The sequence below is a fragment of the Bacillus sp. SSR7 genome, from assembly GCF_055902415.1.
On sequence record NZ_JBVVXV010000006.1, the window covers coordinates 130,855 to 154,555 of the forward strand.

24 protein-coding genes, 1 pseudogene and 1 other annotated feature (1 of these 26 cut by a window edge) are annotated in these 23,701 nt (G+C 33.3%); of the genes and pseudogenes, 7 read left to right on the plus strand and 18 right to left on the minus strand.

Features of this window, described 5'->3' with window-relative positions:
- Window positions 1–23, minus strand: a binding site (T-box leader); it reaches 209 nt to the left of the window's first position.
- A 237-nt stretch (window positions 24–260) separates the two neighbouring features.
- Window positions 261–899, minus strand: coding sequence for a pyridoxamine 5'-phosphate oxidase family protein (locus AC0NJG_RS13695; protein ID WP_061182722.1), 639 nt, complete (start codon window positions 897–899; stop codon window positions 261–263).
- Between the two features lie 81 nt (window positions 900–980).
- Between AC0NJG_RS13695 and AC0NJG_RS13700 the strand changes: the two genes are divergently transcribed.
- A complete protein-coding gene (locus tag AC0NJG_RS13700; RefSeq protein ID WP_087952881.1) occupies window positions 981–1,589 on the plus strand; it encodes an NUDIX hydrolase in 609 nt (202 codons plus the stop codon).
- Window positions 1,590–1,637: 48 nt separating this feature from the next.
- Here AC0NJG_RS13700 and AC0NJG_RS13705 read toward each other — a convergent pair whose 3' ends face one another.
- The 5 genes from AC0NJG_RS13705 to AC0NJG_RS13725 form a co-directional block, all read right to left on the minus strand.
- Complete coding sequence (locus AC0NJG_RS13705; protein ID WP_140421228.1) at window positions 1,638–1,976, minus strand: SdpI family protein; 339 nt, start codon at window positions 1,974–1,976, stop codon at window positions 1,638–1,640.
- 70 nt (window positions 1,977–2,046) lie between these two features.
- Window positions 2,047–2,874: a peptidoglycan-N-acetylglucosamine deacetylase gene (locus tag AC0NJG_RS13710; protein ID WP_088327296.1), complete on the minus strand. Its 828-nt coding sequence runs from the start codon at window positions 2,872–2,874 to the stop codon at window positions 2,047–2,049.
- A 117-nt stretch (window positions 2,875–2,991) separates the two neighbouring features.
- A complete protein-coding gene (locus AC0NJG_RS13715) occupies window positions 2,992–3,864 on the minus strand; it encodes an aminoglycoside 6-adenylyltransferase (protein ID WP_087952884.1) in 873 nt (290 codons plus the stop codon).
- Window positions 3,865–3,997: 133 nt separating this feature from the next.
- The gene (locus AC0NJG_RS13720; RefSeq protein WP_087952885.1) at window positions 3,998–4,669 is read right to left on the minus strand and encodes an O-methyltransferase; all 672 of its coding nucleotides are present in this window, start codon (window positions 4,667–4,669) and stop codon (window positions 3,998–4,000) included.
- A gap of 148 nt (window positions 4,670–4,817) precedes the next feature.
- Entirely contained in the window at window positions 4,818–5,537 is a 720-nt protein-coding gene (locus AC0NJG_RS13725) for a 3-ketoacyl-ACP reductase (RefSeq protein ID WP_000818985.1), read from the minus strand.
- 267 nt (window positions 5,538–5,804) lie between these two features.
- On the opposite strand from AC0NJG_RS13725, the pseudogene AC0NJG_RS13730 reads away from it, so the two are divergent.
- Window positions 5,805–6,326 (plus strand): annotated as a pseudogene (locus AC0NJG_RS13730) (DUF3139 domain-containing protein).
- Window positions 6,327–6,349: 23 nt separating this feature from the next.
- Here AC0NJG_RS13730 and hitS read toward each other — a convergent pair.
- From hitS to AC0NJG_RS13745, 3 genes are all read right to left on the minus strand, one after another.
- Window positions 6,350–7,423: an envelope stress sensor histidine kinase HitS gene (gene hitS, locus AC0NJG_RS13735; RefSeq protein WP_140168469.1), complete on the minus strand. Its 1,074-nt coding sequence runs from the start codon at window positions 7,421–7,423 to the stop codon at window positions 6,350–6,352.
- Entirely contained in the window at window positions 7,420–8,097 is a 678-nt protein-coding gene (gene hitR / locus AC0NJG_RS13740) for a response regulator transcription factor (protein WP_217368355.1), read from the minus strand. Before hitR ends, hitS begins: the two co-directional genes overlap by 4 nt.
- Before the next feature lie 88 nt (window positions 8,098–8,185).
- Window positions 8,186–9,946 carry an ABC transporter ATP-binding protein gene (locus AC0NJG_RS13745; protein ID WP_087952887.1) on the minus strand — a complete coding sequence of 587 codons (1,761 nt, stop codon included), beginning with the start codon at window positions 9,944–9,946 and terminating at the stop codon, window positions 8,186–8,188.
- Between the two features lie 239 nt (window positions 9,947–10,185).
- On the opposite strand from AC0NJG_RS13745, the gene AC0NJG_RS13750 reads away from it, so the two are divergent.
- A complete protein-coding gene (locus tag AC0NJG_RS13750; protein WP_001194311.1) occupies window positions 10,186–10,950 on the plus strand; it encodes an alpha/beta fold hydrolase in 765 nt (254 codons plus the stop codon).
- A gap of 97 nt (window positions 10,951–11,047) precedes the next feature.
- Here the strand turns inward: AC0NJG_RS13750 and entFM are convergent, their stop codons facing one another.
- The gene (gene entFM, locus AC0NJG_RS13755; RefSeq protein WP_000755519.1) at window positions 11,048–12,328 is read right to left on the minus strand and encodes an enterotoxin EntFM; all 1,281 of its coding nucleotides are present in this window, start codon (window positions 12,326–12,328) and stop codon (window positions 11,048–11,050) included.
- A gap of 711 nt (window positions 12,329–13,039) precedes the next feature.
- Between entFM and AC0NJG_RS13760 the strand changes: the two genes are divergently transcribed.
- Entirely contained in the window at window positions 13,040–13,210 is a 171-nt protein-coding gene (locus tag AC0NJG_RS13760) for a DNA mismatch repair protein MutT (RefSeq protein ID WP_088327292.1), read from the plus strand.
- A 119-nt stretch (window positions 13,211–13,329) separates the two neighbouring features.
- Here AC0NJG_RS13760 and AC0NJG_RS13765 read toward each other — a convergent pair whose 3' ends face one another.
- Complete coding sequence (locus AC0NJG_RS13765; protein ID WP_173601407.1) at window positions 13,330–13,932, minus strand: nitroreductase family protein; 603 nt, start codon at window positions 13,930–13,932, stop codon at window positions 13,330–13,332.
- Between the two features lie 245 nt (window positions 13,933–14,177).
- Entirely contained in the window at window positions 14,178–15,131 is a 954-nt protein-coding gene (locus AC0NJG_RS13770; RefSeq protein ID WP_087994509.1) for a D-alanyl-D-alanine carboxypeptidase family protein, read from the minus strand.
- A gap of 246 nt (window positions 15,132–15,377) precedes the next feature.
- Here AC0NJG_RS13770 and AC0NJG_RS13775 point away from each other — a divergent pair, with 246 nt between their 5' ends.
- From AC0NJG_RS13775 to AC0NJG_RS13785, 3 genes are all read left to right on the plus strand, one after another.
- A complete protein-coding gene (locus AC0NJG_RS13775; RefSeq protein WP_474063147.1) occupies window positions 15,378–16,379 on the plus strand; it encodes a S66 family peptidase in 1,002 nt (333 codons plus the stop codon).
- A 143-nt stretch (window positions 16,380–16,522) separates the two neighbouring features.
- On the plus strand, window positions 16,523–16,864 hold the full coding sequence (locus tag AC0NJG_RS13780) for an EamA family transporter (RefSeq protein ID WP_048552020.1): 342 nt from the start codon (window positions 16,523–16,525) through the stop codon (window positions 16,862–16,864).
- On the plus strand, window positions 16,857–17,195 hold the full coding sequence (locus AC0NJG_RS13785) for an EamA family transporter (RefSeq protein WP_087952892.1): 339 nt from the start codon (window positions 16,857–16,859) through the stop codon (window positions 17,193–17,195). Before AC0NJG_RS13780 ends, AC0NJG_RS13785 begins: the two co-directional genes overlap by 8 nt.
- A gap of 35 nt (window positions 17,196–17,230) precedes the next feature.
- On the opposite strand, the gene AC0NJG_RS13790 is transcribed toward AC0NJG_RS13785, so the two are convergent.
- The 6 genes from AC0NJG_RS13790 to AC0NJG_RS13815 form a co-directional block, all read right to left on the minus strand.
- Window positions 17,231–17,677, minus strand: a complete 447-nt coding sequence (locus AC0NJG_RS13790) for a DUF6376 family protein (RefSeq protein ID WP_474063148.1) — start codon at window positions 17,675–17,677, stop codon at window positions 17,231–17,233.
- A 90-nt stretch (window positions 17,678–17,767) separates the two neighbouring features.
- Window positions 17,768–17,989 carry a hypothetical protein gene (locus AC0NJG_RS13795; protein WP_140168468.1) on the minus strand — a complete coding sequence of 74 codons (222 nt, stop codon included), beginning with the start codon at window positions 17,987–17,989 and terminating at the stop codon, window positions 17,768–17,770.
- A 128-nt stretch (window positions 17,990–18,117) separates the two neighbouring features.
- Window positions 18,118–18,684 (minus strand): acyltransferase, encoded by a 567-nt coding sequence (locus AC0NJG_RS13800; RefSeq protein ID WP_062821935.1) that lies wholly within the window; start codon window positions 18,682–18,684, stop codon window positions 18,118–18,120.
- A complete protein-coding gene (locus AC0NJG_RS13805) occupies window positions 18,677–19,807 on the minus strand; it encodes an aminotransferase class I/II-fold pyridoxal phosphate-dependent enzyme (protein WP_474063149.1) in 1,131 nt (376 codons plus the stop codon). Before AC0NJG_RS13805 ends, AC0NJG_RS13800 begins: the two co-directional genes overlap by 8 nt.
- A gap of 19 nt (window positions 19,808–19,826) precedes the next feature.
- Window positions 19,827–22,388 carry a glycosyltransferase gene (locus tag AC0NJG_RS13810; protein ID WP_308901067.1) on the minus strand — a complete coding sequence of 854 codons (2,562 nt, stop codon included), beginning with the start codon at window positions 22,386–22,388 and terminating at the stop codon, window positions 19,827–19,829.
- A gap of 106 nt (window positions 22,389–22,494) precedes the next feature.
- The gene (locus tag AC0NJG_RS13815; RefSeq protein WP_088327284.1) at window positions 22,495–23,643 is read right to left on the minus strand and encodes a hypothetical protein; all 1,149 of its coding nucleotides are present in this window, start codon (window positions 23,641–23,643) and stop codon (window positions 22,495–22,497) included.
- Between the last annotated feature and the right edge of the window lie 58 nt (window positions 23,644–23,701).

Genomic DNA, 23,701 nt, shown 5'->3' on the forward strand with positions numbered 1-23,701 from the left:
CGTGTCCTTATCATTACTTTTTCGTTCATGTCTATTTGTTAACTTATTATAGTTATCAATTTTTTAAAAAGCAAGCCTATTTTTGTTCATTATTTTTAAAAATACGAATCATTTTATTTTAAAATAACAAATCATCTCATATAGATTTCTACTCTTGCACATGTATTCATCACTTACAAACTAACAAGATTGATATTAAAGTCTCATTCTAAAACGTTTAGAGTTTCACACCTCAACACTATATTTAAAAAGTAATTTTTTTAATATAATCTTTCCCTATAACTTTCTTCTAAAGAACGTGCAACATCTTCTTCTGAAGCATTCACTTTGGCATGCTCCAGCAACATTTTTGCTGCTGAAGGTAACTCTTTTTTATGTAACCAAGATTCCGGATCCCACATATTAGAACGAATAAAAGCTTTTGCACAATGAATATAACACTCTTCTATTTCAACAACAATTCCAAGTAGCGGATTGCGTCCATTTACCTGCATTTCTTGCAAAATTTCTTCGTCGTTTGTTATATACGCTCGGCCATTTATTCTGAGTGTCTCCCCAAGACCTGGGATGAAAAAGATTAATCCTACACGTGGATTGGAAATAATATTCAAAATGGAGTCTATACGACGATTGCCCGGTCTTTCTGGAATGATAATTTTATTATGATTTAATACGTATACAAATCCAGGTGCATCTCCTCTCGGCGAAGCGTCACACTCTCCTAATTTATTTGCCGTAGATAATACTAGAAAAGGAGATTTAGACAGAAAGTCTACGCAATGGTGGTCTAATGATGAAATAACTTTTTTTAAAGCTCGTTCACTTGGTTGCCCCAATATTCCCCGTAATTCTTCCTCTGTTGAAATAATCGATTTTATTTTCTTACTCTCTATTCCCACTAATAACGACCCCTTTTTCTTTATTTTCCCAAAATTCAATACAGTTATTGTATAATAAAATTTGCAGAAAGGGGAATTAAAATGACAGAGTGGTTAACGATATTTGATTCTGAAAGAAATACACTTGGGAAGAAATTACGTGATGAAGTGCACCGTGACGGTGATTGGCACGAAACATTTCATTGTTGGTTTGTAGAAAAAGATGATGAAGATATGTTCTTATATTTCCAATTACGCTCTAAAAATAAAAAAGAAGCCCCATGTATATGGGATATTACTTCAGCTGGACATATTATGCATGATGAAGATGTACAAATTGGTGGCCTTCGTGAAATTGAGGAAGAATTAGGTCTTTCCTTTCAAACTACTGATCTAGCATATAAAGGAATCTTTACAATAGATTATGAAATTTCAAATCTTACGGATCGCGAGTTTTGCCATATGTATTTTCACAATGTCATCGATCCACTTCCATTCGCACCGGGTGAAGAAGTAGACGATGTGATGAAAATACATGCAACTTCTTTTCTACAACTATTAAAAAGAGAGATTTCATCTTTGACAGCTACTTCTGTTTTGAGCAATAAACCGATAACGATAACCTTTGATGATATTTATCCATATGATCTTGCATACTATGAATTTGTTGTTGAACAAGGAAAAGACTTACTAGAAAAGAATAGTTTATAAATAAAATAGGACTCCTAGCATCATACTGCATGGAGTCCTATTTTTTCATTATTGTTCAAGTATTTTTAATCTACTCTCTACTCGTATAAATAAACGAATAATTAATAACAGCATAACCACCATAATCGCTATTATTGTATGTGGATATCTAAACAGTATACTAATAACACTTCCAATTAACATCATGATGAATCCGTTTTGCTTCATTACTTCTGCACTATACCTGTTACCCGCATCCCATAATTCCTTATTTTTCATAGATCGTTTCGTACGATAACCATATGCCGCATTAATATCGGTCGGTGGATTTTTTTGAAGGATAATTGCCGCAAGTATAAATATAACACCAAGCAATATGCTTATTCCTATGTTTACTAGTGCATCAATCAATTATATCCCCCCTAACTTACACTTTCATTATACGACACAAACCTTATTTTTCTAATTTATAACACATTCACTTTCTTTCTTTTGATGTCTGGAACATACTTGGAAGTGTTACAAAACGTGCCCCTTTCGTTTTTAACTGCGGAATGATTTTGTCTAGTGCATCTACAGATCCTTGTAAATGCCCACCTGGTGTTGAATGCTGGAGGATGACACTTCCAGGAAATGAATTCCCTAACACATTATTTGTAATCGTATCAGCACTTACACCTTTCCAATCAACTGTATCCACACTCCACTGTACAATCATAAAATTTTGCTCTGTCGCCCATTTTAATTGATTTTCAAGTATTTCACCGTATGGCGGACGTATAAACTTCGGTGCATAACCAGCTAAACGATTTAATATTTCTTCCGTTTTTATAATTTGATTACGGTACTCAGCCTCATTTACTTTCGCTAAATTAGGATGACTGTACGTATGATTACCAATTACATGTCCTTCATTTGCAATACGCTTTACGACATTCGGAAACTTTTCTGCATTTTCACCAAGCAGGAAAAAAGTCGCTTTTACATTATGTTGTTTTAACTTATCTAATATTTTTGGCGTGAATTCTAAATCCGGTCCATCATCAAATGTAAGAGCAACTTCCGCTTTATTGTACGGTCCTGAAAATGCGTACGCATATTTTTCAACCCAAGAAAATGGTGTCCACGATCCACGCTCATCTGCTTTTATTTGTACTTCATAATTTTGAGGGATATATGCGTATGGCAATGAGTTTATATAGTCTCCATAATAAAATGAGTTATATGGCATATAAGTATACGAAACATTTCGTTCTAGTCCCCATTGATATGGAGCAAACATTTGTGGCGAATAAAAATAATACATGATAAAAACCTCCCTAAAATTTCATATGTGATTCCTCTACACTTTGTTAGAGAAATTCTTATTCATAAACCAAAATAAGACTGTCCATAATTTGGACAGTCTTACTGCTTACTATTATTAATAAATTGATGTACTACCTTTCGGCAAAGCTTTCACGTGTTTTAAATAACTGGTCACTCTATCATCATCACCTTGCGGGTACTGATATCCATAAGCGCTAGCAATTTCATTCGCCACTTCCCTAAATAAATCACCCATGACAAAGAATGATTCCCATATGTTTTCATATTCTGCATTAGAAAATGTCTTTTTAAATTGCTCCCACATATCTCCTTCGAAATATTGCTCAAAATGCTTTCCAAACTTACCTGCATTAACTGTAAAGTCTGTTTTCATACCAATATGCCATTCTAGCATTACAATTAACATATCTCGCACTGGTCCTTCAAGCATTCCTTTTACATAAGAAAGTTCCTCGCGCCATAACCCTTTTGCCACATTCGTACTACACCACCAAAATTCATTACAGCAACCTAAAAACTCTTTTTCTGTAGGCTTTTTTATTAAGTAATCTTTATCGCTTGCTGGCGGGAATTCTTCCATACAATTATCTTTATCGAGAAGTAATTTACTTAAGCTATCTTGTCCAACGAACTTTTTTATTAAATCAACCGGAACTAATGTTAAATCAATCCGATTTCCATCCATGAACTGCATTAAATACGGAAACTTCCCGTCTCCATCTGGTGGAACTAATGACATTTCTTCTGGCATTTGTACAATCATTATTGCTCCAAATCTATGAATCCAATTATGATTAGATGTAAAAGATTGTATATCTTTTACAACATACATAATATCAAAGTCTTGAAAACAATCTTTTTTCACATTTGGATTTACACGCGATCCATTCATGATGACAGCTCGAATTCTTTCATCCTCTTTTGCTGTATTCATAATTAAGTCTAGCATTTCTTTTTCAGTTCTCATCTATTCTTAACCTCCAATTTTTAATATAAATTTATATTTTTAAGTATGCTGGAGGTCCACGAGCTAACTGCGTTGTATACGATACATGTTATAACTTTTCAAACATCTTTTTCATTCTATTTATCTCCTTTCGTTATTCTTTTACGACTGCCATTATAAATCCATCGTACCCTTTACTTCCGACTGTTTGAAGCGCTGTAGCACTTACACGTGGCTCAGCAGCTATTAGCTCATAGAAGCGACGTATCCCTTGTACGCGAGGATCATTACTCGTATTGTCAATAACTTCTCCTTCACGTACTACGTTATCCCCAATAATTACAGTGCCAGGGTGTGATAGTTTCAGTGCCCATTCAAAATAAGCAGGGTTATTTTGTTTATCGGCGTCTATAAAGATAAAATCAAATGGTTCATACTCCTCATTTTCTATTTGCTGTAAAGAATCTAAAGCTAATCCTGTTCGCACTTCAACTCTAGCATTCAAATTAGCGCGTTCAATATTGCTACGCGCAATGTCAGCATGCTTTTCACTTGCTTCCAATGTAACAACTCGGCCTCCCGATGACAATCCTCTTGCAAGCCATATCGTACTATATCCACCTAGAGTACCAATTTCCAAAATGTTTCGAGCTCCTTGAATTTGAACTAATAGTTGCAAAAACTTCCCTTGCGTTGGCGATACGTCATGTGCTGGTAAATTAGCTGCAGCGTTTGCTTGAAGAACTTCTTCTAATGTAGAATCTTTCGGTATTAATACATCACTCACATATTGATCAACGGCCGTCCATTTCTCAATCATACTCATGAAAATACCATCCCTTCAATTTTCCAATGCTTTTCTACTATCCACTTTTGATTATACCGAAAATTCTGTCTCATATACAAAAAATAAAGAAGGGATATCTACTTCATTACAAAATAGATATCCCTTCTTTTGTTTATACATGTATCCCTTACGGATTAGTAGACCAAAGTCCTGCTGATTTAATAAATGTACGTTTATTTAATTTCAACTGTGCTACGATAAACTCTGCAATATCTTCTGCTTGCATAACTTTATCAGGATTTCCATCAGTTAATCCTAAATCTACAGCCATATCAGTTGCTACTGTACTTGGTGTTAAAGCTGTTACACGAATGTTATGCTTACGAACTTCCATCGCTAACGATTCTGTTAAACCAAGAACACCAAATTTAGAAGCACTATATGCACTTGTTACAGGTGCGCCTTTTTGTCCTGCTGTAGATGAAATATTAATAATATCACCAGATTGTTGTTCAATCATGCTCGGTAAAGCTGCACGAGTTGCATAATATACACCCATTAAGTTTACTTGAATGATTTTTTCCCAATCAGCAACGTCTAGTTCTAAAAACTTACCGAACTTAGAAATACCAGCGTTATTAATTAAAATATCGATAGATCCTAAACCGTTTTTTAACGTCTCAATCGCAGTAGTCACTTCTTCATATGAAGAAACATCAGCAGTCGCAATAACAGCCTTTACGCCTTCTGCTTCTACTTCTTTCGCTACAGCTTTTAAGTTTTCTTCTGAACGAGCTAAAAGACCTACATTTACGCCCTCTTTCGCTAATGCAATCGCTACAGCACGACCAATACCTCTACCTGCTCCTGTAATTAAAGCATTTTTGCCTTGTAATAATTCTGCCAAGTATAACACTCCTTAATCGTCTCAGTTGTTTATTATTATATTAAAAGTGTAACTATATTTATGTAAAAAGGCAATGATGCACTTTCATGTGCGTAGGTTACTTGTAGGTAACTATCGAAAGTTCTTATTTATAATTCTCATGTTTTTGCCATCATTCATGTAAAATAGAAATAAATTCCACACAGGAGAGTGTATGTGTATGCGTATGAAAAGAAAAAACGGTTCTTATCACTAACCGCAGTCGGACTATGTATCATATTTTTGGCCATGTACTTTATATTTGGTAATCCACTACATTATAAAGTAATAGAAAAAGATACTAACGAATATCTCCATACTATAAAAAAGATATAAGCAAAAAGAAATACAAAACATAACCGGAAAATATACTCCTCTTTATAATATCGGCTATTATGCAGAAGTCGTATATAAAGACGAACCTTATTTTACATACTCTTATACATACGATAATAATAATATAATCCAAGACAATGGCATTTTAGGAAGACATACTGAGTCATTTGAAAATCTTAATTTAAACTGGTCATTGTTTGACGAGTTAGTAGACAGTATTCATACAAACTTACAAGAAAGAAGTTTAAGTGAAAAGATAGATTATTCTATACGCCATGTTCAATTCGTTGATATTGATGATGATAAAAACGGTGCAGAAGCATACGTTGACTTTAAAAAGATAAAGAATCTGATTACTCATACCGTATGAATAGTGAAGGAAAAGCTTATCAGTATAGCTGCAGCAATGGTAAATGTATGTATAAAGAAAAATAGTGTTAGAAGATATGCCCCTAACACTATTTCTCTTTATACTTAGGAATACACACAATAAATTCCGTACCCTTCCCTTCCTCACTCTCGACTTTTATTTCTCCTTGATGAAGGTCGAGCACTTTCTTTACAATAGCTAAACCTAAGCCACTTCCTCCATAAGCACGATTTCGTGAAGAGTCCGCTTTATAAAAACGTTCAAAAATATGTTGTTTCTGTTCTTCTGATATCCCAATTCCCGAGTCGCGAATACGCACTTCCACTACTTTCTCATATTCTTTTAATTGGATTGTAATTGTGCCACCACTTGGAGTAAATTTAATACTATTATGAATTAGATTAATCCAAACTTGACTCATACTTTCTTGATCAGCAGTAATGTGCACTTTCTCTAAATCAAGTTCCAATTCAATTTCTTTTTCAGCCCAGAGCGGTTCACTATTTAACACAATTTGTTTTAACTGCTGATCTAATCGATAAGTCGCCCTTTCTGGTGTATATTCTTCCGACTCTAAAAGGGTAAGCTTCAGTAAATTTTGACTTAGTTTAGATAATCTCGTCGTTTCCGTTTCAATAATGGTAAGATAATGCTTTCTTTTTTCCTCAGGAAGATTAGTATCTTGTAGTGCTCTAGCAAATCCTTTTATAGAAGTTAATGGTGACTGTATTTCATGAGAAACATTCGAAACAAATTCCTGGCGCATTTTCTCCATCACATTCAGTTCATCTGTCATATCGTTTATACTTTTTACGAGCACACCAATTTCCCCATCATACTTCTCTTCATTTCTTATTTTTACGGAGAAGTCCCCTTTTGCAATTTTTTGTATTGGCTCAATAATCGCCCAAATCATCGCCTCTCGCTTCGGTCTCATTAATACTCCAATCAATACCCAAATAAGAATAATAAATACAAAGCCGACCATATCACTAATTAAAAAAGTAATAAAAGGCGATACTCGTATTTCAAGGGCATTCATTACACTTGATGATACATAAAAGGCTATAGACCAAATTATAGTCAGGAAAGAAAATAGTACTATTACCGCTCCAATTACTTTCAGCACCTTCAACTTACTCATTCGTTCTCTTCTTCTCATTTACTTACCTCTAAGCGATACCCTAATCCTCTTATCGTTTTAATACTAAATTTCGACTTCTCTTCTTGAAACTTCTCACGTAACCGATTTATATGAACGTCTAGTGTGCGTTCATTCCCTTCAAAATCATATCCCCATACATCTTCAATTAATTGCTCTCTCGAACAAGTTCTCCCCGCTTTAGAGCCTAAAGTAAAGAGCAATTCGAATTCCTTTAACGGTAACGTAACCGTTTGTTCTCCAATTGTAACTTCAAATGTTTTACGATTTAACAGTACATTCCCAACTTGAATGGATTGCGATACTGTAATTTGGTAACGTTTCAATAACGCCTTAACTCTCACTACTAATTCTATCGGATCAAATGGTTTTACAAGATAATCATCCGTTCCAAGATGAAATCCTTTTACTTTTTGAGACGTTTCTCCTTTAGCAGTTAACATTAAAATCGGAATATCATAGTATTTCCTTAATTCGAAACATACATCAAACCCATCCATATTCGGCATCATAATATCAAGAATAACCATATCAACTTTCACTTCATCTATTTTTTGAAGTGCATCTATACCATCAATTGCCTCATATGTTTGAAAACCTTCTCGCTCTAAAAATACAGACACAAGTTCTCTAATATGTGGATCATCGTCTACTATTAAAATGTTAGGTATCAAAGAAACCATTTCCTTTCTAGTTAGCATCCTTAATCAAACTTTTAAAAATGAATAATCAGCGGAGTATGAGCCCCACTGATTATTCATTTTATAATGCCGCCTCTTTAATTTTCAATTGTTGCGTTGCAAATTCACGATACATGTCATGTGTGCGTAACAATTCATCATGTGTACCACTACCTGTAAGATTCCCTTTTTCTATAAAGATAATTTTATCTGCATCTACAACAGTAGAAAGTCTATGTGCAATAACTAACGTTGTTCTGCCTTTCATTAAGTTATTTAATGCCTTTTGAACGACAGACTCAGATTTACTATCTAAACTAGAAGTTGCTTCATCTAACATCAGAATTTGTGGATTTCTAAGTAACGCTCGAGCAATGGCAATTCGCTGTCTTTGTCCTCCAGAAAGTTTCACACCACGTTCTCCAACTTCTGTTGCATATCCATTTGGTAAGTCATGAATAAATGCATCAACATATGCCATCGCCGCTACTTTTTCAATTTCTTCATCTGTCACTTCTCCCTCAACACCGTAACAAATATTATCACGGATCGTTCCATCAATTAACGGACTATCTTGTGAAACGTAACCAATTTGACGTCGCCATGACTGTAATGAATAGTTCGTAATTGCATCTTTCCCTAATTTAATAGCACCGCTAGTTGGCTCATAAAAACGCTCTAATAGTGAGAATAACGTCGTTTTCCCGCTACCACTTGGCCCTACAATTGCTGTTACTTTTCCTGATTCAATTGTGAAATCAATATTCTTTAACACTTGCTCTTCTTCGTTATACTCGAAATGTACATTTTCAAGAACAATTGGTTGCTTAGCATTTGTGACTTTCACACCAGTTTCATGGTCTTCTACTTCATATTCTAAAATAGTATTAATTCTTTCCGTTGCACCAATTGCCTTTTGGAATTGTGTAAAGAACATAGATAATTGACTCATCGGCATTATAATTTGAACTAAATATAAAATAAACGCTACAAGTTCTCCTGTTGTTAATGCACCGCTAGAAACTCTCATTCCACCATATCCTACGATAATAACAAGCAATGCCATTAAAACAAACGACATAACTGGTGAAATTAACGCTTGCACTTTTCCCTCTTTCAAACCAAATTGCAATAACTTCTCGATACCTTTATTTCCAGTTTCATATTCTCTTTTTTCTGTGTTCGAAGATTTCACTAAACGAATTTCTGATAATACTTGCGTTAGCACACTTGTAAAAGAAGCTGTTTCATCTTGAAGTGCTTTTGAAATCTTATACATTTTTCGTCCTAGTGGAACTAAGATCAGTACTGATAATGGAATAACCGTTAAAAGTAAAAGTGTCATTTTCCAATCTAAAACAAATAATACGATTAATGATCCGACAATTGAAATACCGCCTGTTAATAAATTTGACAAATGCTCAGAAATCAATGTCTTCACAACACCTGTATCATTTGTCATTCGGCTAATTGTATCGCCTGTTCTATTTTGATCATAATAAGATACTGGCAATATAAGTACCTTTTTCCACAAACGTTCTCTCAGTCCGGCTACAATTTTCTGCCCGATATAATTTAGTAAATATATAGATAATCCTGCAGCTATAGTTTGCATAATAAAGAATGCAACTAGCCCAACAATTTGTCCTGTACTAATTGACGAAAGTGAAAAATTATCTACTAATCCTTTTGTTAACATCGGAATAAATAAACTCGCTCCCGTAGAAAGCAAACTCATGAATAACGCAAAAACAAGAATCCCTTTCGGAGGATTTGTATCTTGAATAAGGCGTAAAAACTGCCTCCAACTCCCTTTTTTCTTTATTTCATTTCTAACTTCCATTTCTGTCATCTCCTCGTGTTAAACAAAACTGTTCTTTCTAAAAATAGAATACAATACAAATGTAAACTGAATGTAAACACACTTTTTCTGTTTTTACAAAATATACATAAAAACTCATCTTTACAACAGATATAAATATCTGATATTATTACCTGGTGCTTAATATTGTTCTATGTGAATGATAGATAACCAATTTACAATACTATATAAATCTCCAGTTATTGAAAGGAGTATCCTTTTTGCAAACAAATATACATTCTAAAAAGGAAACAATTATTTTTATTCATGGTTTAGTCGGCAATCGTCGTGCTTTCAAAAAAGAGCATAAACGATTTTCCGCCTCTTACAACATTATTACTTATGACTTATTAGGTCACGGCGATGATAAAGGAGAAGCTATCGAATTTTCATTACAGCGTCTCGTTGATCAATTATTGAATTTATACGAAAAAGAAGGCATTCAAAAAGCTCATATTTGCGCTTTAAGTTACGGCTGTTATATCTCTACCATTTTTGCACAAATGCATCCAGAAAAAGTTTTGAGCATTTGTCATATTGGTGGACATTATAATAACCCTTCCCTTTTATATAACGTATTTCAAAAGTTTTGGGAGAAGCGAGGAGACGATTACTCGAAATGGCTCTCTCAATACGCAAATACCATTTTTCCAAGTGGCATACTAAAGGCAAATCCATTCGCAGTCATTTCAAGAAATATTTATTATCGGTTCGGATTGCAATTACATTCATCAATTATTGCCCAATCATTACGTCATCGGTTAGAATTCGATTTAAAATCTAAATTAAAATCACTTCCCCACCCTATTCTATGGGTAATGGGCGAACATGATCATCTCTATAAATCTTGTCTTTTTGATTTAAAGTCCATTCTTCCTAACGTTTTATATAAAGAAATACCGTTAGCAGGACATGCAGCAAACTTATTCCGCCCCAACTACTTTCATGATCTATACGCTCGATTTTTAAACGGGAAGTTACAGTGAAAACTATTACATCCCAATTTATGAAACTATAAAAAGGCTTCCCAAGTTTCCCTGGAAAGCCTTTTCTCTATAGGAAAAGTATATAATCTACTTTTTCTTAGTATGCTTTTGTGTAACCTAATAGGTGCTTGCTCCAGTAAGAGTTACTTACAGAACTAATACGTACACCAGTTGCATCAGTTTCTGCACTAATGAACTGACCGTTTCCTAAGTAAACACCCATGTGAGAAGGACCTGATTTATAAGTGTTTTGGAAGTATACTAAATCACCTGGTTGTGGATTGCTAGTTTTTGTTTTAGAGCTCCAGTATCCAGCAACTGTTTGACGAGCGCCTTTATGACCAGTTTGATTTAATACGTAGTGAATGAATCCACTGCAATCAAAACCAGCAGGTGTTGTACCAGCTGTTCTGTATGGTGAACCATTTAATGATCTAGCGAATCCAGCGATTGAAGATGTATCTCCACCAGTTGTTGGTTTTTGTACGTCTTTACCTGGTTGTTGAACGTTATTTGTAACGTTATTGTTATTTGTAACGTTGTTTACTCCGCCTTTTACAAACTTAACGAAGTCTGCACTTACGTAACCTGTGCGGCCGTTATGGTTAATTTTGTACCAACCATTTTCAGCGCCAGTAACGTTTAATACTGTACCGTTTGTTACACCACCGATTACAGCGTTGTATGTAGCTGGGCCTGTACGTACTTTTAAAGCACCAGTGTTAACAACATAAGAACCACCAGTTTGAACTGTAGTAGTATTGTTGTTTGTAGTTGGTTGTTGTGTTTGGTTAGATACAGCAGAACCACCTTTTGTTACGAAGTCTTTGCTTACGTATCCAGTTCCACCATTGAAGTTGATTTTAAACCAATCTTGTACTTCACCAACAACTTGTACTGTTTTACCTTTATTTACAGAGCCTAATACTGTATGAGATGTACTTGGGCCTGTACGTACGTTAAGTGAAGAAACGTTTACTGTGTAAGTACCAGTTCCTTGTTGAACAGTAGTTCCTGTTTTACCACCAGTCGTTACGAAGTCACCACTTACATAACCAGTTTGACCGTTTACAGTTACTTTGAACCAACCGTTTTCTTGTCCAATTACTTGTAGTACTTGACCTTGTTTTACTTTAGAAATAACGCTATGTCCTGTACCAGCACCTGAACGAACATTTAATACATCAGCAGTTACTGTGTATTTTAAGTCGGATTTTGTTTCTACAGTTTTTGTTTCAGTTACAGTCGTTTGTGTTTGAGTTTGTCCATTAATTTCTTTTAGCGCTTCGTTTGAAACTTGTGCATGAGCAGAATCCATACCTGGAACTGCAACACCTGCTACTGAAGCTGCTGCTAAACCTGCAATTACTTTTTTCATAAGTTGTCTTTACTTCCTTTCCCTACTATCCTCTTAAAAAAAACTTATAAACTTAATACTTTACAATATTATCAAAGTAAAATATTCATTAAGTTCCATTTTTTAACAAGAGTTTTATTTTTCACACAGAGTTCATTTTAAACGAGCGAAGTGAAATCTGTGTGAACTTCATGTGAACTTTACCATTAAACTTACTCTTTTTGCAATGCTTTTTTTATATTTCTTATGTATTTTATTGAAAATTCGACATACCATTCATTATCTTAGTATATATTTTCTATCCACTTAAAAAAATTCTATTCATCTAACACAATGCAAAGAATGTATTTCCTATTATAGTTCTTCCTATGAAGTATACTCTTATCATGACGAAAAACACTTTTTTTATCAATAGTATAATATTTTTAGAAAATTATTTTTGATACTATCTATCGCTTTTAAAAGATTTGACGATTTGTAAGATTTAACTTCAAAAATTCTGTTCTTATTTGACGAAAATGTATATTCCACTAACTATTTTCCACTGCATATGGAATTTTAAGGATATTTATATTATCATATATACAGTGGTGCCTTAATCCATACAAATATTATCCACCCTACCCGGAAACCAATCGAACTTTTACAGGTCGGTATTCTCCACTTAACATTGAATTTTGAGATGGAAGCCTTATTGCCCACAAATAGCGAAATCAAAAAGGAGGTATATTTATGAAAAATATAATAGATAATCCTATCAATAAAAATATAGAACTGTACTATGCTTTTTTTCAATTCGTTTCAATTATTACCTTACAAAAAATATCAACTATTGAAACACGTAAAAACGAATTAAAAAATCAGATGAAAAATTCCTATCAAAAAAATCCTTATTACTTATAAAAGGTGAACAGGTTGTATCCCTGTTCACCTTTTATCCCGCTATTCGCCGGACAGTAAGACCCCGATTGGTTCAACTAATAATGAGTGGGGGATGAAAAATCCCCCCACTCATTCCTACATTATTTATAAATTTTCACACGGTTTTCTAAAGGTTGGTATTCTTTTTCACCAGCAGATACCACCGGTTTACCAAACGGCATTTGCGCAGTAAGTTTCCAACTTTTTGGAACTCCCCATTCTGTTCTCACTTCTTCATCAATTAACGGATTGTAATGTTGCAATGTAGCACCGAATCCTTCAATTTCTAAAGCTGTCCAAATTGCAAATTGTAACATTCCTGAGGATTGCTGAGACCAAATCGGAAAGTTCTCTTTATATAATGTAAAGTTTTCTTGCAGTTGTTCCACCACTTGACTATCTTCAAAATATAAAACCGTTCCATAACCACTTTTAAATGCATTCATTTTTTCTTCAGTAGATGCAAAGTTATTTTCAGGTACAATTTTTCGTAACGTTTCTTTCGTAATATCCCATAACTTATCATGTTGTTCTCCTAACAAGACGACAACGCGAGCGCTCTGAGAGTTAAAAGCTGAAGGTGTATGTTTTACAGCATGATAAATCACTTCTTGAATTTTCTCATCAGAAACTACTTGCTCTTTACTAATTGCGTAAATAGATCTTCTGTCTTCAATTGCTGAGTAAAAATCCTTTGCCATCATAATTCCCTCCAATTTTCATTTGAGGCTGTTTCATATGTATATATTATAATCTGCCTCCTAAAACTTATCATTAATAAGTTTCTAACTTTATAATATCAATAAATAATATTAAACTCAAATAATAATACTCACATATTTTACCTTTTTATTCCCTAATATTAAAAATAAAAAGGCGATGTATTGTTACTGGTAATAGGTAACAATACATCGCCTTTCTTATATGAGGATCCAACTCAGTATTTCACTTAATTAACTAAGCCAAATGCATAAGACATTAGCTTATTCGTCTCTGTAAAACGCTTCGTTTTACCTTTTGTTCCCATAACAACTGTAATAATACGAGTATCACCTTGTTTTGCTGTACCCGTAAAACAATACCCTGCGCTATCTGTAAATCCTGTTTTTAATCCGTCTATTCCTTCTATATATAAAGCTTTATTATTTTTGTTTAACATATCATTTGTACTTATAACATTAATATTATTAAATGCTAACTGACTTTGACGTAAGTGAGTCACTTCTAATATTTCTGGGTAATCTTTTATAAGATGATACGCCAAGTTTGCTACATCACCAGCCGTCATTTTTGTTTCACTTCCATCTGGCTCTTGTAATCCAGAAGCATTTGCAAATTTAGCATGTTCCGACATTTTTAACTGTTTCGCTTTTGCATTCATAAGCTGAACGAAATCTTTCTCCGATTTTGCCATATGTTCTGCTAAAGCCACAGCTGAATTATTAGCTGACTCAATCATTAATGCATGATATAAATCTTTAACAGTTAATGTGTCATTAACTTGTACTGGGATTCTCGCTCCCTCTGTTTGTGCCGCCTTCGCACTCATTTTTACTGGATCTTCCCAGCGAACTTTTCCGTTATGTATACTCTCTAGTAAGAGATACGCTGTCATCATCTTAGACATACTAGCCGGTGCAAAAGCCTCATTTTCATTATATTGATAAATAATATCTCCATCACTCGCATCGATAATCATAGCTGCTTTTGCGTTAATTTCTGGTGGGATGTACTTTGGCGGGACTACTTTTTCAGTAAATCCTGCTTTAGGTAGTTCTGCCACTTGCAAAGGTTGTCCCTCTACATTCGCTATGCTCTTTTGATTTCCTTGGAATAAGAACCAACATATCCCTAAAATAATGACTAATAGGACTGTCATCCTTCCCCATTTTAACCGATTCATTTCAAAACTCCTTTAGCAAACCTTTTATACACTCACATTTAACCTTAACAACAATTCCTTTATATAGTCAAGGTAAAAAGTATATTTATTCATATACAGCAATGATTATTTTAATTTATTTATGTTAAACTTACAATATTGAAACGTAAGAATATTCAATAATAAAATCTCGTTTTAATCAGCCCCACCAATCGGGCTATCCATCAAATAGCGAGATAAACTATTTAATAGAAGGGATTCATACAAATGCTACTTCCAAAATCATTAAAATACGGAGACACAGTCGGGATCTACACCCCTTCTTCACCAGCAACCTACACTTCTCCAAAAAGATTTGAACGAGCAAAATCTTACTTACAACAGAAAGGGTTTTATATATTAGAAGGTTCATTAACAGGTCGATATGATTTCTATCGTTCGGGTAGTATACAAGAGCGTGCTGAGGAACTGAATGCTTTAATAAGAAATCCAAATGTTTCTTGTATCATGTCAACAATTGGTGGCATGAATTCAAATTCAATATTACCTTATATTGATTATGATGCTTTTCTAAATAACCCTAAAATAATGATTGGGTATTCAGATGCAACTGCTTTATTACTAGGAATTTACACCAAAACAGGAATCCCTACATTTTATGGACCAGCTCTCGTCCCTTCTTTTGGCGAATTTGAACCTTTTGTTGATTACACATATAAATATTTTGCTGAAACTTTACTACATGATCATTCTCTTCCTTATCATATAAAACAACCATTATTTTGGTCAGATGAATTTATTAATTGGGAAGAAAAGACGAAGGAGAAAGAACTTCGACCAAACGATTGGATTTCAGTAATTGACGGAAAAGCTACTGGACGTATTATTGGCGGGAATTTAAACACGATACAAGGAATTTGGGGTAGCCCTTATATGCCACATATTCAAGAGGGTGACATTCTCTTTATTGAGGACAGTTCAAAAGATGCAGCTACTATTGAAAGAAGCTTTTCATTCCTTAAAATTAACGGTGTATTCGATAAAATTTCAGGTATCATTCTTGGAAAACATGAGCAATTTGATCATTGTGGTACAAATCGAAAACCTTTTGAAATACTATTAGAAGTACTTCAAAATCAAAGAATTCCTTTTCTAGCAGACTTCGATTGTTGCCATACACATCCAATGATTACCATACCTATCGGTGTTCAAGTAGAGTTGGATGCGACAAATAAAACGATACATATTATAGAATCTTGGAAAAAATGAATACATGGCTTTTATTGTTTTACAATAAAAGCCATGATACTATATAATTTGGAATGTGAAAGATTAAACTAAATACGTTCCAATATCTATCATTAAAAAAATTAGGTATAAATATATATTTATATGCAAAAGAGAGTGAATAAATGAAACCAACTATTAAAAATTACTTATTTTTACATGTAGCTTTTTTGATATATTCTATCATTATGGTTTACATGAAATGGGCGGCTAAATTTCCCATTGCTTCCATCTCATTTTTTATTGCTTATTTCGGACTAGTTATACTTTTATTTGGATATGCAATTTTATGGCAACAAGTAATTAAACATTTCGAAATATCAAAAGCATATTCACATCGCGGGATTATTATACTATGGTCAATGCTTTGGTCAGTATTTCTATTTGGAGATACGATTCAGTGGAATCATTTACTTGGTGCAGCTATTATTATCGGCGGAATTGTGGTGGTGACAAAAGATGAATAGTTATATGTTATTGTTTATTTTCGGGATAATTTTAGCTAATTACTCACAAATATTATTAAAAAAAGCTACTTTGCAACAATACGATTCTAGAATAAAAGAATATGTAAATCCTTATGTTATTATCGGCTACTCTTTATTTGTAATTAACGCTGGATTAAATGTTATCGCCATGAAGGGCATGGCATTAAAACAAGCATCAGCATTAGAATCCTTAAGTTATATCATCATATTAATTTTCGGTTGGTATTTCCTAGGAGAAAAAATAACGAAACGTAAACTCATCGGCAACACGATTATTATCGTTGGTGTAATCGTTTATTGCATCCAATAGTAAAAGGCTCCGTTTGTGATAAACGGAGCCTTTTACTATTGACCTAAATTTTGCACCTTCTCTTTCAACTCTCGAACTTGATCTACCGTCTGCATAAGCTCAGAGTTTTTAAACTCTTCTACATTCACTTTCCCTTCTTCTATCTTTGTCATCGCCGTATCAATTAACGTATTTAACTTTTCGTTATATCCGACGATTTGCTGATGAAGATCCTTTGCTACATCAGGCGGTGTTAATTCATTAAAAACGGGTATATCTTGTTTAATTTCACTAAGCTTCGTTTCTAATTCTTTTCGAGCTTCGCTATCATTAACGGCCTTTTCAGCTAAAGCTGGTGCATCATTTGCAAACGCACTTATTTCGTTTACATAGTCTGTCGCTTTTTGAGCATAATCTATGGAGTTTTTTCCTTGTTCAACGAGTGAACATCCCATCAAACCAATTGTAACTATAAATACTACTAAAATTGATTTTTTTTTCATTTTAGGCTCCCTTCGTCTTTATAATTGTCTGTAAGTTTCTCTATCCTAACTTCTAGCTACATTACTTATAACCTTTTTTCAAATAGCTATTTACCCTCTTACATGCCCGATTACCGTTACAACATCTACTTCTATATGTACGCTAATAATATCTTCAATTATATCCGTATATCCTTGTCCTATAGCTGTTCCATAGTGTAATATAAGCCCCTTCTTTTCATACACTGACTTTGGTACTGAAAAAATAAATCTCCTCAAATTTCTTTCATCAGCCGGTTCCATAATTAAAACAATCCCATCCTCATCAAACATATACGCTCGCCCTCCAACTTTACATTCACTATGGCTCAGTATTGCCTTGGTCAGCAAAATTTAAAACATAATAAGTTAAGATACACACTCTGCTGCACCATAAAAATAAAAAACATTCCTTCTTTTTGTTAAGAAGGAATGTTTTTTAAAAAATCAATTTCTAACTCTAGCATCTTTCTTTGACGAGGTTTTATTTTTCTTACGGGAACTCCAGCATAAATATACCAATCTTCTAAACTCTTTTTCACCATACTCATCGCACCTACTGCCGTGCCTTCTCCTATAGTTACATTTGGAAAAAGAATAGAATTAGCACCAATAATCGCATGTTTTTTTAAAATAACTTTTTCTGTTTTCACATTCCTATATTGATTCGGAACGGTTGGCCCCATTAATGTATTCCCACTAAAATCATCTAGTACTGCATATACGATTGTCTTAGCTGAGATATTTGCAAAGTCATGCATTTCTATCCCAACTTCCCCTCCATATAACGCTGTATACGCTGATATGTGCGAATAACTTCCAATTGTGATTTTGCCACTTAAAATGCAAAAATCATCAATTCTTACATGATTACCAACTGATATAACACCTGGATTATATATACTTGCTTTTTTACTAATCAATACATTTTTCCCAACAGATAAAAATCCAATTTTCTTTAGCTCTTCTTGACTATAAAAACTATTCATCTGCCGACACCACCTTCTGTCCTAAACAGATTACAATTTGTTCTACTATTTCTTTCGTCATTCCTTCCCATAAAGGCAAACTTACTATTCGTTTTGCTATTTTATCCGTTTCTATTAAATCTGTAGACTTATAATTTCTAAAAAAAACTTGTTGATGGCATGATGGCGAAAAGTATAATCTAGCTTCTATTTTCTGTTTTTTCAGTTCTTCTATTACTTGTATATTGCGAACTTCTTCCGGACAAAGAATAGGCATAAATTGCTGAATAACTGCTTCTGTCTTTTGGAGTTGCCACCCTTTTTTCATTAATCCATTACTTTGTAACAATTGTTTATACCATTCAGAAATACGGGTGCGTTCTTTTAATTTGTCACCCCATTTTTTCATAGTTGCAATCCCAATCGCGGCTGCATATTCAGACATTTTACAATTAAACCCCATCATCGTACATTCACGATTTGTATCAAATCCGAAATTACCCATTTTTTTAATACGTTGTATATCTTCTTCGTTTTTACTATATATGAGCCCTCCTTCACCAATTCCAAAAGGCTTTGTTGCATGAAAGCTATATACGATCATTCCACTAAAATCTTGACCGTAATGCATCCCTCCATTCATTAATCCAAATCCCGGTGCCGCATCTACGACAACCGGAACACCCTTTTTCTCTAATTCTTCATATTCTTCTAAGTTCATCCATGAGCCAAAAGTTGCGTACGGGACAACAATTGCAACCTCTTTTTTTAATTCTTCAATCTTATCCCAGAGTACTGTTTTATCCATATACCAATCATCTATTCCAATATCAATAAAATAAGGTTCCAAACCACACCAAATAGCCGCTAATGGAGTTGCAGGGAATGTAAAACTAGGCATGAGGGCATACTTTCCTTTTTTTCTTTTCTTAAGTTGAATGGCCGTCATTAACCCTAACGTTGCGTTTGCTACTGTTGTAACAGCTCCCCTGTTCTGAAAAAATCCCGACATAATTGTTTGTTCAAAACGTTGATTTATAGGTCCATAATTCGTATATATGTGCGATGCATCAATTTCCTTCAATTCATCTAAATACTCAATTACTGGTACAGTTGAAGCACGTAAAAAAGGAATATTCTCCATATCTATCTATTCCTTCCTATCATTTTCGGACAATATAGAGCATATCTGTTTCAGATAATCCAAATTTCCTCGCACTTTTCATTCCTTGTCTTTCAGCTATGTTATATAATTCCACCTTAAATCCTGCATTCGTTAATCGTTGAATGAATCCCGATTGATTATAAATTCTCACATGATCTTCTTGACCAAAAGCTAATTTTCTTAATTGTGGTGTTACAATTAATTTATTCTCTATAATAGAATCTACATTCATTACGATTGGTACTTGAATAATTCCCCATCCATTTGGTTTTAAAACCCTATATAACTCTCGCATTGCTTTATCATCGTCAAGAACGTGTTCTAATACATGGCTACATAAAATTACATCAAACGTATTACTATCATATGTAATACTTGTAACATCAATTTCCTTCATTAATGGATCCTTTGGTTCTATATCTCCACATACATACGTAATATTTTTATACTCGTTAAACCAATCCCTTAAATTCACTTCAGGTGCAATATGAAGCATAGTATATTTTCTACTTAACAAGTCCGTTTCCGTTTCAATGTACGCACGATACAATCTTTCACGATCCATTGAACTACAAACTGGACATATCCCTGTATCTTTATTCCACATCTCAAATTTATATTTCGGAAAATCATAATCTGCTGGCCAAGGTAAAAATTTTTCAAATTGTTGATTGCAATATTGACAATAACAAGATTCTTTCTCAAACATATGAGCAACTAGCTTATTTAATCCTTTTTTAATCTTTTCATTATAAATTTGATCTAGTTCTCCATTTCTTACTGCATCCTTAACTATAAATCCCGCATTTTCTAAACAATAAGATAGGCTCTCTTTATAATCCCTCTCAGAACTTAAAAATCCACTATTATATGCATCTATAATTAATTCAATCCACTCGTCAATTGTCATGAAAATAAAATGCATTTGTTTTTGATTTTGTCCACTATGTTGTCTAAAATAACTAAGAGGCTCTTTTATATAAACTACTTTCCCTTTCCTCATCATATCTAACCAAGTTGCAATATCATTAATAGCAGAATAAGCCTTCCCTTTAAAATACCCAAACTTCCCTTCAAACAAGTTCCGATTAAACAGAACAGTTGTCGGCTCACCTACTATATTTTTTAAATTTTTCAATATGTAATTCCCTAATTCTTTTCCTTCAAAAAGTGTAGTTTCTTTCGCAATTTTCATATTCAAAGTTGAAGGTGGTAATATCTCTCCGTTCTCATCAATCAGTTCACGATAAGACGTCACAAATGAAATATTTTCTAACGTCAAAAAGTATTTCATCATTCTCTCGATCTTTTCATGATGAAATAAGTCATCATCTAATAAAAAGTTTATATAATCCCCGTTCGCAAGTTCTATACACTTATTAAAGTTTTCAGCAACTAACGGAGTTTCATTTTTAGCATATGTAATACACTCATATTCACGTAAATACGGTTGAATCATAGCATTGACTTCATTATTTGTACTGTCGTCAGAAATAATAATTTCAATATTTTCATATGTTTGATTCAGAGCGCTGTTAAGCGCCAATTCCAAGTAATACGGCCTATTGTACGCAGGAATAAGTATACTTACTTTCGGTAAAGGCGAATTATTATTTATATGTTGTTTTTTCTTTTCTATGTTTATTTTCTTTTCTTTAATTTTTTGATAATAGTCTAATGTATATAATATTGATGATGGAACTATCCTTCTTGCATAATCTAGAAAATTAGTTATCGCTTTATCTAACTCTTTTTCGTTAGATAAGAAACCATATTTTTCTCCTACTAGAATACTATGTGAAAAATCTTCTAATCCATCCATCATTTTATTAGATTCATTTAACTGTTGATCTGGATGTAACCGAAAGTAACTCAGTGTCTCTGCTATATATACTGCTTTTCCCTTACTTAATAAAGATAACCATGAAGCTATATCTACGTTACAAAGATACCTCCTCTTATCAAAAATCCCATACGGTTCTTGTAAATCATTTTTACGAAATAAAACTGTTGTCGGTTCTCCAATATAATTTTTTTGATCGACAATTACCCTATTTGCTAATTCTGTTCCCTCTATAATCGTATCCTCTTTAAATAAACGGACAGTTGAATAAATATGTCGTAGTTCTTTCCCTTTTTCATCAATTACTTGACGATGGGATGTTACAAGCTTAATTTCATTATTTAAATCATTGAAAAAATATTTCATCATTTTTTCAATTTTATCCACATGAAAGATATCATCGTCCATTAAAAAATTTATATACTCACCGCTCGCTTCATTAAATAACATTAGAGCATTTTCAAACTGTCCGAGAGTTGACCTGTTTTTTATATAAGTAATATTTGAATGATCACATAAGTATTTTTGTAATACCTTTTCTGTTTCATCATTCGTACTATCATCTCCAACTATAATTTCTATATTAGGGTACGTTTGTTCCAACACACTACATAACGCCTCTTCAAAGTAGCGTGGACGATTATATGTAGGAATTAATACACTTACCAACGGAAGTTTATCTATCATCTCTTCATTTCTTTCAATACGAGTTCTCATTTTACTCTCTCACCTCTTCGCATATTATTTATATACGCGACACAAAAATCACATTACTTTAACCGAATGGAGCCTATATACTTTTATGCAGACATGAAATGAAATATCATACTTTTCGTTCCTGAATAAACATATTTAATAACACGGACATTTTATTTGCACCTTTTTTATTCATATGATCACTATCATAAAAATCATCATCATAAAATAATGGCGAATCAAATAAATCTATAATTTGAAAAGAATATTGAGATTGAAAATCGTTTATAACGTTATAAAAATCTTCTTTTAATTTCTTACTACTACAATTGAAATAATGTGAAGTAACAGGAAATACAACAATTAGTGGTTTTATATCATGTTTTAACAATAGTTCTAAATATTTTTTGAAAATCGTTTTATTTTCAACTAAAGTATGAGGATATAACAATTTAGCATGTGAAGCTGCTCTTATTTTCCCGTGTTCTTCAAAAGGAATGTGAGGAGGAGTGGTATTCCATTCAGCGTGTATCCAGGGCAGTATCAATGATTCATCTTTTAGTTCATCTAATAAAATATACTCAAAATGCAAATTAAAAATAGAAAAAAGCGGTTTCGGCGTATCTAGGTGTGAGAACCCATCAGTGAGTAGAGGAGAATGAACTACAGTATGATGACCGTCCTGAAACAATGGATAATATACTTTGTGAATTCTATATGATTCAGATGATAACGACATGTCAAAATAAAACGAGAAATAAGCTATTCCTATCAAACAATATTGAAAGGAATGATTGTTTGATAGAAGTTGTGATGCTATTAAATAATCATAGTATAAATCTTGCGATGGAAGTGTTAGTTTTATTGACTTTTTTGAGAGGAGCTCCGTACTTATGCCACAATGCGGATAAGACAAGCCCGTCGCAAACAATTCATACGTCGGATCACCCTTTGCTTTTTTCATAGAAATGTATAAAGACATAAGATCCGGATTTATTTGATAGATAGAAATTAATTTATTCCTCCATTCATACATGTATTTTGTTAAATTAATAATTTTTGTACTTTGCACGCCCCTATTTATCAATTCATTTGTAAGTTTTGCTGCGTCTATTCTCCAAATGACTATATATTGAAAAGAATTTTCTATTTGAACAATAGATGAAACGTCTACAAGATGAACGATTGTTCTACATTTATTTTTGTCTAATGTATTTTGAATCTTCTCCCTTGATGATTCATCACTTAAAACAATAATTTTATACTGCTCCTTCATGTATATCCCCTCCATTATATGTATAATATGAAATTCATTTTTCATTCGTAATGATCAT

Excerpts from the sequence above, each read along its gene's own strand:
- AC0NJG_RS13700 (WP_087952881.1), top strand. The coding sequence starts at position 981 with ATGACAGAGTGGTTAACGATATTTGATTCTGAAAGAAATACACTTGGG.
- AC0NJG_RS13710 (WP_088327296.1), bottom strand. The coding sequence starts at position 2,874 with ATGTATTATTTTTATTCGCCACAAATGTTTGCTCCATATCAATGGGGA.
- AC0NJG_RS13715 (WP_087952884.1), bottom strand. The coding sequence starts at position 3,864 with ATGAGAACTGAAAAAGAAATGCTAGACTTAATTATGAATACAGCAAAA.
- AC0NJG_RS13720 (WP_087952885.1), bottom strand. The coding sequence starts at position 4,669 with ATGAGTATGATTGAGAAATGGACGGCCGTTGATCAATATGTGAGTGAT.
- hitS (WP_140168469.1), bottom strand. The coding sequence starts at position 7,423 with ATGAGAAGAAGAGAACGAATGAGTAAGTTGAAGGTGCTGAAAGTAATT.
- AC0NJG_RS13745 (WP_087952887.1), bottom strand. The coding sequence starts at position 9,946 with ATGGAAGTTAGAAATGAAATAAAGAAAAAAGGGAGTTGGAGGCAGTTT.
- entFM (WP_000755519.1), bottom strand. The coding sequence starts at position 12,328 with ATGAAAAAAGTAATTGCAGGTTTAGCAGCAGCTTCAGTAGCAGGTGTT.
- AC0NJG_RS13760 (WP_088327292.1), top strand. The coding sequence starts at position 13,040 with ATGAAAAATATAATAGATAATCCTATCAATAAAAATATAGAACTGTAC.
- AC0NJG_RS13765 (WP_173601407.1), bottom strand. The coding sequence starts at position 13,932 with ATGATGGCAAAGGATTTTTACTCAGCAATTGAAGACAGAAGATCTATT.
- AC0NJG_RS13770 (WP_087994509.1), bottom strand. The coding sequence starts at position 15,131 with ATGAATCGGTTAAAATGGGGAAGGATGACAGTCCTATTAGTCATTATT.
- AC0NJG_RS13775 (WP_474063147.1), top strand. The coding sequence starts at position 15,378 with ATGCTACTTCCAAAATCATTAAAATACGGAGACACAGTCGGGATCTAC.
- AC0NJG_RS13780 (WP_048552020.1), top strand. The coding sequence starts at position 16,523 with ATGAAACCAACTATTAAAAATTACTTATTTTTACATGTAGCTTTTTTG.
- AC0NJG_RS13785 (WP_087952892.1), top strand. The coding sequence starts at position 16,857 with ATGAATAGTTATATGTTATTGTTTATTTTCGGGATAATTTTAGCTAAT.
- AC0NJG_RS13790 (WP_474063148.1), bottom strand. The coding sequence starts at position 17,677 with ATGAAAAAAAAATCAATTTTAGTAGTATTTATAGTTACAATTGGTTTG.
- AC0NJG_RS13795 (WP_140168468.1), bottom strand. The coding sequence starts at position 17,989 with ATGTTTGATGAGGATGGGATTGTTTTAATTATGGAACCGGCTGATGAA.
- AC0NJG_RS13800 (WP_062821935.1), bottom strand. The coding sequence starts at position 18,684 with ATGAATAGTTTTTATAGTCAAGAAGAGCTAAAGAAAATTGGATTTTTA.
- AC0NJG_RS13805 (WP_474063149.1), bottom strand. The coding sequence starts at position 19,807 with ATGGAGAATATTCCTTTTTTACGTGCTTCAACTGTACCAGTAATTGAG.
- AC0NJG_RS13810 (WP_308901067.1), bottom strand. The coding sequence starts at position 22,388 with ATGAGAACTCGTATTGAAAGAAATGAAGAGATGATAGATAAACTTCCG.
- AC0NJG_RS13815 (WP_088327284.1), bottom strand. The coding sequence starts at position 23,643 with ATGAAGGAGCAGTATAAAATTATTGTTTTAAGTGATGAATCATCAAGG.